The following is a 12627-nucleotide window of genomic DNA, read 5'->3' on the forward strand; positions in this document are numbered from 1 at the left end:
ATCTTACCAACTATTTCTCTCTACGTTCTGGTACATTTAATGGATAATTCTATATTATCATTCATAAAGCGGCTCAAATATTTAGCACATAAAGGATAAGCTAACATGTATATAAATAGAAAAAATGAGAAAGAAATAATAGAAAAATATATAGATAATGATAAAAATGTAATGTTTATAAATGTTAAGGGAAGTTCTGGATTCTCAGCATTTTTGAACGAACAATTAGGTAAACACAAAACATATCATATAATATATGAAGATCGCTCTATTGAAAGTTTAATGGAGAAATTAATTAAACTAATGAAACCGGGAGAAATTAAAAATATAATATCTTACGCCAATAAAGAATATGGAGAATACGATAAATCATTCCTATCAGCTTTGGCTTCCCAAAACATTCCATTTATTGGGGAGGTTTTAGCAACAATAAATGAAGGTAAAAGAGGAATTAATTATTTGAATTCAAACTTTGAAATCCTTAGTACGTCAATAATAGAATGCTTCAGAGAAATTTCAAGAAATGAAAAAGTAGGAATTCTTATAGATAAAGCTCAGTTCCTTAATGAATCTGATTTTGATTTTATCCATAAACTTTCTCAAATTAAAAATGTTTTTTTAATTATTGCATATACATCATTTACAGACAATATAAGAAAACTGAAGCTGAAAATGAGTGCATATGAAGAATTGACTTTTGGTCATCCTAATTCATATACCATTGTGGAGTTGTCTAAGCAATTTAAACATGAGATTTCCAAAGAAGAGGCAGAGGCTCTCTTGATTGATAAAGATTATAATATTCATAAAATATTATTTTATATTAAAGAGGCAGATAAAAATTTAACTATTTCAGAACTTGATAACGAAATCATATCGATATTGAACATACTTACTAATGGAATTGAAATTACAGAGCTGGAAAAAATAATTTCTTTTGATACCAATACTTTGCATATAGAGACAGATATTACTGAGGCCTTGAAGAAATTAATTGAATATGGAGTTATAAAGCAGCAAGAATCAATTTTATATTTATGTACCAGCGCATTGAGAGATGACAATATCAAATGTTCACAAGCTGATATATTTTACTATAAAGATCTTATTTTGAAATATTACTCTAAAGAAAATTCAGAATCAATCAGTAAAGCAGAAATTTGTTATGAATTAGCAAATGATTTAAACCTGAATAGCCAAGATTGGCTTGAACGAATACTTGTATATAAAATGAGAATTGATTTACCATTTGAAGCTAAATTGATTAGTTATATCAACGATAATAAAAAATTACAGATAATAGCCTATACATATCTCAGATTATATACCGATGCAAAAAGAGAAATGAAAGAATTGAAAAAGCAGGAAAAATTAAAACTAGAGTGGGAAGAGCTTTTTGCAGTATTACTAAATAGGTGTAGAAAGCATAAAAAAGCTGAAAAAAAGATATTGACCTGCTTAGCAGAGGATCCGAATAACTATGTACTGAAAGCTTTTCTTATAAGTAATTACATTCATACCGAACAGTTGGATAAAGCAAGAAAACTTTACAAAATAGAAAAAAATAATTTAAAAGATACTAGCGCTGATAAAAATGCAGGTTATTTTTTCAGAAATTGTGGAGCTGCATTCTGGGATGATTTAACCCCTTTTAAAGACGCTTTAAAAATCTTCGAAAACTTTAAAGATGAGTTTGGTAGTATTACAACAATGTGCAACCTTGTTACCCGTAAAATGATACTTGATCGGAATGTATCGCAAAGTCCAAAATTCAGGGAGTTAGAAAATAAAATACAGAAATTTGGAAATAATAACATGCATATTTTTTATAATGATTGGGCAATTGCAGAATTATTAGACCGTAATTTTGATTATTGTCACAAATTATTAAATATGGCACATGCATACTCACATTCATTGATGCCTAACATATTTATCAAAATTAACGAAGCATGTTCATTGGTATATGAAAGTAAATTCTCGGAAGCCCTCAACATCATAGATGCAATTGAAGATGATGTTGAGGAAATATCCATAGAACGTGTAAAACAAAAATATTATATAAATAAGGCACTTGTGTATTATGCGAATAATAAATTAAGCACAAATATTCTGGAAAAATGCAAACAATATCCAGATAGATATAATAAAAATTTAACGTATACGAAAATACAATTTTATCAAAATCGACTCGAAGCAAATCAATGCTATATCACAGAAGATTTTACGAAATGTTATTGTCCGTGTTACTTGGAATATTGGTATATTAATCCTTTACAGCTTTTGTCCCAAGAAACTATCGATGAGGTTTTGTCTATATAAACTTGAATATAAGATATTATTGATGAGCTCTGAGTAAGTTATTCCTATATTTTGGGCAGCCATATTTATAGCCGCATGCTTACCTAAATTGCAACATACATTAAATTCTATAAAATATGGCTCCCCATTTGAATCAATAATATAATCTATTCGTGTATAATCAAGCGGTTGGATTGACTCGAAAAATGCTGTTGAAATTTTTTCTATTTGATTTTGCATAGAGCGATCAGTATTAACCGTTCGAGTTAATCCACTAGTAATTTTCCTTTTTTGTTTATACGTAATGACATTGTAGTTTAAATTAGAATTTTCAATAACAAATGGAAGAACCTTAGTTTCTCCGAAATTGTTCAAAATAGGAACCGTAATAGATGTTCCTTCGATAAATTGTTCAACAATAATATCAATATTTTTATCATAAAACTGTATGGCTTTATTTTGGACATCATGCAAATTATCACAAAAACAGGTAGAATCAATATTCATAGACGACGCACCATAACGTGGTTTTACAAAATATGGTCCGTCAAATGGGATACTGTTTATAATTTGATTTACATTATAAGTGCACCAGTTAGGTGTATTTAATCCCACATGTTTTGCTTGCATTTTAGCAATATGCTTGTCTTCAGCGATAGATCTTATATTGGGACGTGCGCCTAAATAGGCAATATTGTAGTATTCAGCCAGACTTGAGACAAATATTTCTGAGTTTCTAAATGGCAACCTGTTATAAAGTGAAAAAATGTAATCAACTTCAGGCCGCTTTTGAACATACGAATCAATATTGTTCGTGGATATAATATCATGAAAATTATTATATAAAATATTATAAATATCATAATGATATTCTGCATATAGTGTGTCTTCTATCCCAGATGGCAATGGACTATTGATGGAGTCGGGAGCATATTTGGCTAAAAAAAGTATTCTTATATCGTTATTTTTCATTTGTGTATCCTTCCAAAAATTAATTTGCGAATGATAATATAGAATTATCCTCTATTTCTAGACTATCAATTTAATTGGAGATTTTACTCATCCCCAACCACAATATACTCGTTTTTCTATATATTGTCAATTAAAAACACTCTTTTTAACCAGATAAGAAGCTTGTCCGTCAAGGCAAAAACAACTACTCCTACCATGCACCAAAAAGGATCTATGCGACATACGCATAGATCCAACTGTTTCGTATCTGCAACTGGCTACTATTTTTACAAACCCTGTAGCTTTACGTCACAGCCTTTCGACTGCTTTACCCATATATTCAGATGTTTGTAATTCTATTTTGATAGCAGCACAATCAAGCCAATCCAGCACTTCCACCTTCTCCAGGTTTTCGTCAGAATGCTCTATCTCTCTTAAATATCTGTATGCAAGTTCTATAAGATCGTCTACGAAAATCTGCTCTCCATTTTTCAGCCGCCTTGAAGAATCACCAAAGGCGACTCTTACGCTTTTATAACCTCCACTTATAAGGTAGGACTCACCTTTAGTAATATTTTTATTTTTCCGTAACATCTATAAACTCATCAGAGCCTGTATCCTCCCACTGCTTTTTGCCGCTGCTGACCACTTTCTTAGTTTCAAGTACATATGCATATATGTCAACCATATGCCCTTCATCGTATGAAACAGTTTCATCTGCAGACGCATCCACCTTATACCGTACATATATGCAGCATTTGCCATTGGGTGATTTTCCATTATAGACAATGTAATCAATCATACCTGTATTTTCATTCAGCACACATCTGGACGAACGCTCCGAGGCACCATATGTGACGTCGAATTCTGTGCGATTGTCATCGTTATACAAATCGTATACCGCCTTATATCCAGCTGTTATGCTGACGTCATCAGGCATTTCTTCAGAGTTATTCCCTGGTATTTCGCCACCTGTTGTTTCTGTATCCGTTCTCGCTGTTTCAGTGGTTGTGGCAGCTGCCTGTTTTCGAATCGTTGTAAGCCTTTTTCTTTCTACACCGCCATCAAAATACATGGTAACAAGTTCATCGTATTGTTCGTTTCCGGATAATACAACTTCCACTCTGTCGGATCACCATGTCACATCCCAACTGTCCTCATCAAATCTGGCTCCGTCATTGGCTATTTCAAATTCTGCTCTTGCCACCTTGCTATTTGCCATTTCCAGTATCAGCCTTCCCGGCGCACCGCCAAATGGCCAGTACGGCTCTCCAACCGAATACATCGACAATATGTATTGTTTATCAGGAGAACTTGTTTTATCAACGAGTTTCTCTTTATATCTGGTTGTGTATCTTAAACAGACAAACGGAATAAACACAATCAGCGCCAATACACCAAGTGTAATTGCCACTATTTTTATTGTCTTCTCCATATATCTTTATTTTTCTTCAATCTCCTCATAATACTTATTGAACACCAACCATGCAAAATTTTCATTGTTGATATTCCTGCATCTCCATCATCAACTCATGGCACATCACCAGTCGATCACATCAAAAAACTCTTCTATATTACTGCTCTTTATATTGATATTATCCATATCCACCACAGTATCTTTTACCACTATTTCAAAGTTCTTCTTCTTTATCTCATATCTGTTATATAGCAGCTTATCTTTTCCGGTAAGTGAAGACAGCATATTTACATATGATAACTCCCCACTATTGAGATAATTGTAAATATCTTTATTTCCCTTGAAAGCGGCAATACTTTTTGTACCAAATGATGACTGAATAAACTTATGAACATCCTGTCCTTTATACGCAGGACTGTGCAGGCAAGCCACATATTCAAAATTAGGATTGTCCATTATAATGAAATGTGGAGTGTTGCCTTTTTTATTTTGAATCATGCAATATTCAAGCAGCTTATTGAACCCATCCAGCTCGCCCTGTATAGTAGTAAGCCTATCCGCATCCACAATAATAAACTTTGCCAGATAGTTACTTTGCGACTCTGTTCTTATTTTCTGCAAGAAATTTGCATAGCCCCCACCATGCATATTAATTGGTTTCAAAACCAGTTCAACGCCCTGATTTCTTCTCATCTTATCTATATAATTGTATTCTGTATCTCCTTCACAAAATATTGCAAATCTTTTCTGTAGGATTCGCTTTTTTCTACTCAAACGCTGTACCTCCCAAAATCCCCTTCATGTAAAACTCATATATTTTTGTGTTTTCGTATCTAACTTCAGGAAAATCCGCAAGAGAATAAAGCTCTGAAACAAGATTCTCCCTGTTCTTTGTAATAAAATATATCTGTTCTTTCATATATGTCTTCAAGTTCAAATGAAGTACATTATGCGTTGAAAAGATAAATTGTCCTTTATGCTCCATTCCATTTATATATGCAATTACACGTTCTGATAAGATTGGATTAAGCACCCTATCCATCTCATCTGCAAATACAACCTTATCTGCATATACAACCCGAAAGATCTGCACTGCCCATGCAAAAAATTCACGAACACCAGTAGAATCCTGAGAAAGCTCTCGTTTAAATGTCTGTCCATTTGCATTTGAACGAATTATCATCGTTTTTGAATACGGTTTCTCTTCATCTACCTCTATCCCACATATGCTATAATCCACCATTCTGAAAATTTCCACATATCTTGGATCTTTGAGAATTTCAATATCCGACTCCTGTCTTATTATGTTTTCTACCTGTTCAGAAGGCAAAGTTCCCGGATATAATACATCTGCCATCCAGTCAACAGTCTCAGCCGCATCTGCATTCCCCAACAACGCAAGCTTGCTTACAAATAAGCCATAACTATTGTTGCTGTTCTCCAGTACAGTTGCGATTTCCTTTGCTTTTCCTCTTTTCTGTATATATTTCGAGTCTGAATCCCGCTTAATTTCAAATACCTCACTTGCAGCTCTTTTTCTGAGCTGACTCCTTAGGAGTTTTTCACTATATATTCCCAAACTGTCCACTACTACTTCATATTCATAAACAAAATGATTTCTAGCTACAAACACGATATTAAATCTCTGTTTTGGTATTTTCTCATTTACCAATGTATCAGTATTTATATAGGCATTTACAGACTGCACTTTCAAGTTAGTATCAAACAACGATTTCAAATACTTTAAGCTGTTTATAAAATTAGATTTTCCACCTGCATTTTCACCGACAATTACAGCAGTCTTTAAAAGATCATATCCAATCAGAGTTGTTGTATAATTATCAGGAAAACGTTTCTTTACTTTTCCCCCAGGGGCTTCCATGGAAAACTCACTCTCTGCATTAAAGGAGCAGAAATTATCAAACGTATATCTTATAATCATATTTTTCACCACCTTTTATCACTAATTATATGCACAAAATTGCCATTGTAAACCATTTTTTTGTTTTACTTTTTTATATTTTCCCTAATGAATCTGCATATCATAATCATCCACACAAATAATATGAAAACAAAAATACCACTTCGCAATCTATACCTCTTCAGCTTCTGGCTGCACCTGTAATAGGATTTCTCCAGAACATCCTTGTCAGAATACAACTTTCTCTCATTTATGGACTTAAGCTCATCGCAGGTATCCCTCCAGAAATCAAAATCTGACCACTTTGACGGCAGATTTATGTCCGGTAAAATATCCAGATAATCTATAACATAGTAAAAGCTGTTGCCATAACCATGATGACAGGCTACATCATCTGCATATTCACTCCTATAATTCTCATCCGATACGTCGAGCACTATGCCATTTATAGTTTTACTGTCAACAAACTCCCAGTCACCTCCACGTTCCTGCCCTGCCTGAACGATTATATAACTTTCCTCAGAGTCAACGATAGAACGGACAACATAAGTTTTTTCAAACACTTTTATAATAGAGCCAACGGTGCGACTGCTTCCAAACAGCGTATATGAAAGCTCCCCGCTTATTATGCATCCATCTGTATCATCTCTTTGCAGAGCCCCGGTTACCCCTAAAATATCCTCTACAGTAAAATCAACAACAACTATATCAGATTGGACTTTTTTATATACACTGTCCCCGGCAACTGTCTCCTCTGGGAAAATTCTATATGTTCCCTTTACATAGTCCTCGTCCTTCATTCTGGTGTACACAGTCTGCCCTGTGGTGACAAATGCATAGTTTCTGTCGCCATCATACCTAATACTTATATTTATTACATTCATGACATTCCATATAAACAACCACACCAATACAATACCGAAAACTATGCCGATCACAGCGCTCTTATAAAACCTTCTATTTTTCACGTACAGTATCACCGGCTTCCACTCTCTTATCTGAGCTTACAATAATCTTATCATCACTGGTCAAAGGGCTCTTCTTCAAACCTACGTCATAATTATTTGTATACCCGACTGTCACATATACCTTCGCAGCAACATATTCCGTCCCAAGAAGGTTTTCCTTCGGTCTCTCGACAAGCACATATGACCCAGACACATCAGCACGTATTGCGGCCACAGGAACCACAGAGCTGTAACTCTCAGACTGATGTGAAATCTCTGCCAGCACGCTGTCACCCACTTCAAATATATCTCCTGGAATAACTGCCTCCACTATATATCCCTGTCCACTATCAGCATCACTGTATATCGCAGATATTTCCGTATTCACACCGCTGCCGTCCTGCTGAACCATAACCTTGTCCCCTTTTTCTATATACCTTTTCTGTTCCTCTGTCACAGATATTTTAATAGTGTATTTATCTGCTTTCTCCGTGACCACAAAAGCCGCACTCTCCTCAGTTTTATTTCCTACATCGACTCTGGACTCCGATATGATTCCGTCAAGCTCCGAATAAACAATTCCATCATCATCCATAAGTTTTTCCAGAGATTGGAGCTGTTCATCTACCACTGCAATTTTGTCATCCATAACATCCATCTCTTCTCCCCATGTATACCAGTATTGCTCCTTCAGGCTTTTCTGCTCAAGCTTCTTCTCAAGATACACAGATCTGGCCATGTTCACATCCACCCTCATAAGCGGATCTCCCCGGTTAATCTTTTCCCCTGCACTGACAAATATCTCCTGCGTCGGGAGTCCGGGATAGATATACACCGGCGTCTTCTTATCCCCATCTATAACCACATCCTGTAAAACCTTCATAGACACCGTCCCCGACACTGCATACTCCGTTTCAACCCTCGGGGTAAGAGCACTGCTCGCAAACCTCGACACAAATGTGCCGACAATAACCACCGCCATAAAGATCATAACGGCCTTTATACCGCAGTCTGTCCATCGCTTTCCTGCAAATCGTCTCATAATACTTCTCCTGTTTTCTCCTACAATCTGCCTTTATCAATCTTCGGCAGAATCTATTGATATTCCATCAGCCAGAATTCCCCTACCGACATAGAACACGATCAGTGACGGAATACAACTGAACAGTGCAAATGCAAACGCTCTTCCCGCACTTCCCTCCGTCACATTTGGCAGATAAACAGACAATGGCCACAGGTACTTGTCCTTGAGAAACACGACCGGCTGCTCCACAACATTCCAGTATTCGAGAAATCCCAATATCACTGCAGCTATGATTCCTCTCTTTGCTATGGGTATGGCCATGTGTAAAAATATAGTGAAACTGCCCGCACCATCCAGCCGTGCCGCCTCTACCACTGAATCCGGGATCTGCTCAAATGCGCTATACATAATAAATATCGGAAAGGTTGAGAACATCAACGGCAGAATAATCGCCCAATGCGTATTTATCATGTTTAGCCTATTTAACACAATGTACTGCGACAGCATTGTCACCTGAAATGGAAGTATCATGCAGAACATATACAGACCAAATATCAGATTTGCCCATCTGCTGCCGCTCCGCGACAACCCCCACGCTGCTGGCACAGCGAACACAAGCTGTCCGGCTATCACCACCCCGACTATCTTCACGGAATTCCAGAAAAGTACATAGTATTCCGGAGTGTCAAATAACAGTTCTACAATATTTTTAAATGTCGGATATAGCGGGATCATATGCCACACAACATGTCTCGCACCACTATCTGCCCCCTGAAACAACAACTGATCCAGCTCCATCTCACCCATAAATGTTCCACTTAACAGAATCAATAAAGGGATTACCGCCAGCGCCGCTCCCATTATGACCAGTATCTTCAATAACAAATGTATCCCCTCTGCTACATACCTCATTTGATTCCACGTCCTCTCAGTAAAATCTTTCTTTTATATTTAACTGATATCTCATGCCAATCAGTGAGACATACCAAACGAATTATAAGTATGATTCCGAAAAATACCACGGCTGTCATAACTGCCCCCGCCGTAAGCCTGCTGATTTCCAGCTTCTCAAACCAGTTGTTAAACACATGCTGTATCTGATATATGCTCATGTCCGGATAGCTGCCTGCCATCAAATATTGCTCCCTAAATATCTTAAGGGAATTCACCACAGACAACATGGCAACTATGAAAAATGACCTTTTCATATTTGGAAGCGTGATCCTGAATAGCTGGGTATATCTTCCCGCTCCATCAACTCTGGCAGCATCGTACACAGTCTCCGGTATCGCCGACAACCCAGACATCCATATAAGCATATTGTACCCTGTGTTCTTAAATATAAATGTGCCCACAAACAGCCAGAAGACCGCCTTTCCCGAAAGAAGATCAGCAAACAATAGCCTCCAGACCACCGCAAGTGAATTTGATGGTATAACAAGCGGCACGAGAAATGCAAACCTGACTGCGCTGCTTTTCATTCCATATACCTCTACCGCAGCTATCAACGAGATTACCATGAGAAGTGGAACACTCACCAGCTCAAACTGCAGGGAGTTGCCTGCTGCTAGTCTGAATGCCGTATTTTCCCATACCGCTTTGTAATTTTGCAGTCCTGAAAAGCCACCATGCCCCACACTCTGAAATGACGATATAAATACATCCATCAGCGGAATAACAACAAAGATCATAACCCCCAAAAAACCCGGAATCACAAATCCGACTGTTCCTTTTGTCCTTCTGCTAACTAATTTATTCACTCAAATACACCCCTAAAAGTTTATCTATGGAATTAACTGTGCTGTCCAGACTATCCCCATTTTCAAGATAGTCTCCAACGTTATCCCTTATCACACTGCGCACCCTCGCATCAGTATTCGACGGAGTATCAAGCTCTCTCAATTTATCTATATAGTCCTCAAGATACTCATTCTTACGCCAATACGACCAATCCATGTAATCATTTCCCCCCAGGGTGATCTTTCCTCCCGGAGTTCCCATGGACTGTGCCTCTCTGTTCCATTCCCGCACGCCCTCCATATTGACCGGATTTCCACATTCAACGCCGTAATATATTTTCTGTACATCCGTACTGAACAGATCCTTCATAAAACTTATAGCCTGATCTAAACTCTTTGATCTGGAATTTATCGCAACAACCGTGTTTGGCACAAACACCTTTCCTCCACCATTTCCCCATATTTCATATGCGTAATCCGTATTTTCGCCGCTCTCACCTGTTCCGACCTCATAGTCCTCTTTTATACTGTAAAAACGCCAGGATTCTCCCATCGTCTTCATGTTCACAAATGCTGTTTTTCTTCCAGACCAGGCGCTGTTGAACAGCGGGCTCATATACTCACTGTTTATAGCTTTTTTTATCTGATCACTGTAGGTGCCCCACGTTGCACTCCACTCATCAATCTGATCCTGAGTCGTCCTTTCCATCTCCGTGTCATACAAAAGCTTTAAGTCCTCTAGAAATTTTCTGAGCATCTCTTCGTCATAATTTCCATTGCTATCCACAATCTCCGATGCGTATCCTGAATACAATATATCAAAATAACACTCCCAATTATAGAATGACAGGTCATTTCCATATTTTGGTCTGTCTTGACTGCTTATATATGCTGCAAGCGACTGTACATCCATCATGTTCTTTACCTCTTTTTCCGGCCCGATAATTGCAGTAAACGTCTCCATGGATGGAATTGCGTATATCGAACCATCCTCTTTCCTGTATGTGTTGAGAACATTTTCCAGACAGTCTGAATTTTCCTCCAGTATATCGTCATACACCTGTGACAATTCCAAGAGCACTCCGGTATCCTCATAGCTTCCCACATTCAATCCGTCCATTATGATAACATCAGGTCCCTCACCAGCGAGAAGCTGTGTATTGAGCGCTCTTATTGCATCGCTCTCAGATATTCCATTATCATCATCTATTCCCCATGTATACTTCACCGTCATGTCAGAATGGTATTCCTCGTACCATGAGATGAGAGTTTCATAGCTCTCTGCATAATATAACGAATATAGTGTAACTTCATTATCACCCATCTCTTCTTTGTCTTCTGCTGAAGCATAACCTGAATCATATGAATACACCACCACATACTTTCTTCCACTCTTGCCACCAGCTATCGCAACAAATGTATCACCGCCTTCAACCACATAGTCGTACTCAATATCTGAATCCCTGAACGTAGCAAGTCTAATTCCCAGCCTATCCTTCAGCTTATACTCATATAAACCTGTGCTCAGCATAAGATACAGTGAGTCCGAATCTTCGTCATATTTCATGATATTTCTGCAGCTCACCGCATCCATCCCCTTTTCGTTGAAGGTCTCGTCCAGGTCGTCCGCCATACTCTTATCAAATGCTGTGATGTTTTCAGTCTCACTTCCATCGGATATGTCATATGACAGAAGGCTCCTCTCTGTCAAAACCATAATCCTGTCGCTCGCCACACATATATCTGTGTAATTCATATTTTTGATGACAAATCTCTCTTCACCATCCATTGAAAAACACCTTATATCACCGCCCGGGCAGCCCGAGATATAGCCGGATCCGTCAGCAAGCACTCTGATAGCTGTCACATTTCCCTCAAATTCATCAGATAGCTGTCTGACCTCTCCATTCCCTGTTATGACGGCTATCCTGCTCTCCATGTCTCCATCTCCCAAGACACTGCTCAAAGCTATATATATACTTCCATCCCCATCAACATATGCCGCTGATATCTTCTCGTCCACTGACATCACGAAAGCTGAGTCAAGCTTTTCCTCCTGTACCTCACCATTAGGTGACGTGAATGTCAGCTTTACAGCCTCGCCGTCAGAATTTTCTCCTATACACACATAACCGTCCTGTGTCTTTCCTATTCCATACACCTCCGCCACATTCAATTGTGTCATCTGATATTCAGACAGTTCCTTCACCACCTCTTCATCTCCTGATGTTCCAGCGCAGCCACAGCATATTATCATGACAGCGGCAAGCAGTAAAAATATATTTATACGCCCCATGATTACCTCCTTTTCCCCAGTTAGCACTTCC

The 12627-nt window shown here is 37.8% G+C and carries 12 protein-coding genes and 1 riboswitch; of the genes, 1 reads left to right on the forward strand and 11 read right to left on the reverse strand.

The window, feature by feature from the left end:
- Positions 1-105: 105 nt before the first annotated feature.
- On the forward strand, positions 106-2322 hold the full coding sequence (locus DW159_RS10945; RefSeq protein ID WP_117550745.1) for a hypothetical protein: 2217 nt from the start codon (positions 106-108) through the stop codon (positions 2320-2322).
- On the opposite strand, the gene DW159_RS10950 is transcribed toward DW159_RS10945, so the two are convergent.
- The 11 genes from DW159_RS10950 to DW159_RS10995 form a co-directional block, all read right to left on the reverse strand.
- On the reverse strand, positions 2275-3273 hold the full coding sequence (locus DW159_RS10950) for an ATP-grasp domain-containing protein (protein ID WP_117550746.1): 999 nt from the start codon (positions 3271-3273) through the stop codon (positions 2275-2277). The two genes, DW159_RS10945 and DW159_RS10950, sit on opposite strands and share 48 nt — an antisense overlap.
- A gap of 245 nt (positions 3274-3518) precedes the next feature.
- Positions 3519-3595, reverse strand: a riboswitch (cyclic di-GMP riboswitch).
- Entirely contained in the window at positions 3562-3846 is a 285-nt protein-coding gene (locus tag DW159_RS13645; RefSeq protein ID WP_147567732.1) for a hypothetical protein, read from the reverse strand. Its footprint overlaps the riboswitch before it by 34 nt.
- Positions 3830-4375, reverse strand: a complete 546-nt coding sequence (locus tag DW159_RS10955; RefSeq protein ID WP_117550747.1) for a hypothetical protein — start codon at positions 4373-4375, stop codon at positions 3830-3832. Before DW159_RS10955 ends, DW159_RS13645 begins: the two co-directional genes overlap by 17 nt.
- Positions 4376-4384: 9 nt before the next feature.
- Positions 4385-4687, reverse strand: coding sequence for a hypothetical protein (locus DW159_RS10960; RefSeq protein WP_117550749.1), 303 nt, complete (start codon positions 4685-4687; stop codon positions 4385-4387).
- A gap of 105 nt (positions 4688-4792) precedes the next feature.
- Positions 4793-5443: an RloB domain-containing protein gene (locus tag DW159_RS10965; RefSeq protein WP_117550751.1), complete on the reverse strand. Its 651-nt coding sequence runs from the start codon at positions 5441-5443 to the stop codon at positions 4793-4795.
- A complete protein-coding gene (locus DW159_RS10970) occupies positions 5436-6611 on the reverse strand; it encodes an AAA family ATPase (protein WP_117550753.1) in 1176 nt (391 codons plus the stop codon). The genes DW159_RS10965 and DW159_RS10970 overlap by 8 nt, the downstream gene beginning before the upstream one ends.
- A gap of 65 nt (positions 6612-6676) precedes the next feature.
- Positions 6677-7558 (reverse strand): ABC transporter permease, encoded by an 882-nt coding sequence (locus DW159_RS10975; protein WP_147323114.1) that lies wholly within the window; start codon positions 7556-7558, stop codon positions 6677-6679.
- Positions 7548-8579, reverse strand: a complete 1032-nt coding sequence (locus DW159_RS10980; RefSeq protein ID WP_117550757.1) for an efflux RND transporter periplasmic adaptor subunit — start codon at positions 8577-8579, stop codon at positions 7548-7550. Before DW159_RS10980 ends, DW159_RS10975 begins: the two co-directional genes overlap by 11 nt.
- 36 nt (positions 8580-8615) lie before the next feature.
- A complete protein-coding gene (locus tag DW159_RS10985; protein WP_117550759.1) occupies positions 8616-9473 on the reverse strand; it encodes a carbohydrate ABC transporter permease in 858 nt (285 codons plus the stop codon).
- Positions 9470-10321: a carbohydrate ABC transporter permease gene (locus DW159_RS10990; protein ID WP_118017263.1), complete on the reverse strand. Its 852-nt coding sequence runs from the start codon at positions 10319-10321 to the stop codon at positions 9470-9472. Before DW159_RS10990 ends, DW159_RS10985 begins: the two co-directional genes overlap by 4 nt.
- Positions 10314-12596: an ABC transporter substrate-binding protein gene (locus tag DW159_RS10995; RefSeq protein ID WP_117550763.1), complete on the reverse strand. Its 2283-nt coding sequence runs from the start codon at positions 12594-12596 to the stop codon at positions 10314-10316. Before DW159_RS10995 ends, DW159_RS10990 begins: the two co-directional genes overlap by 8 nt.
- Positions 12597-12627: the final 31 nt, after the last annotated feature.

This window comes from Coprococcus sp. AM14-16, from assembly GCF_003434675.1.
Classification (GTDB): domain Bacteria; phylum Bacillota; class Clostridia; order Lachnospirales; family Lachnospiraceae; genus Coprococcus; species Coprococcus aceti.

What these genes read in the sequence shown, in the direction of transcription:
- DW159_RS10950 (WP_117550746.1), bottom strand. Translation starts at nt 3,273, where the DNA reads ATGAAAAATAACGATATAAGAATACTTTTTTTAGCCAAATATGCTCCC.
- DW159_RS10970 (WP_117550753.1), bottom strand. Translation starts at nt 6,611, where the DNA reads ATGATTATAAGATATACGTTTGATAATTTCTGCTCCTTTAATGCAGAG.
- DW159_RS13645 (WP_147567732.1), bottom strand. Translation starts at nt 3,846, where the DNA reads ATGTTACGGAAAAATAAAAATATTACTAAAGGTGAGTCCTACCTTATA.
- DW159_RS10995 (WP_117550763.1), bottom strand. Translation starts at nt 12,596, where the DNA reads ATGGGGCGTATAAATATATTTTTACTGCTTGCCGCTGTCATGATAATA.
- DW159_RS10985 (WP_117550759.1), bottom strand. Translation starts at nt 9,473, where the DNA reads ATGAGGTATGTAGCAGAGGGGATACATTTGTTATTGAAGATACTGGTC.
- DW159_RS10980 (WP_117550757.1), bottom strand. Translation starts at nt 8,579, where the DNA reads ATGAGACGATTTGCAGGAAAGCGATGGACAGACTGCGGTATAAAGGCC.
- DW159_RS10945 (WP_117550745.1), top strand. Translation starts at nt 106, where the DNA reads ATGTATATAAATAGAAAAAATGAGAAAGAAATAATAGAAAAATATATA.
- DW159_RS10960 (WP_117550749.1), bottom strand. Translation starts at nt 4,687, where the DNA reads ATGGAGAAGACAATAAAAATAGTGGCAATTACACTTGGTGTATTGGCG.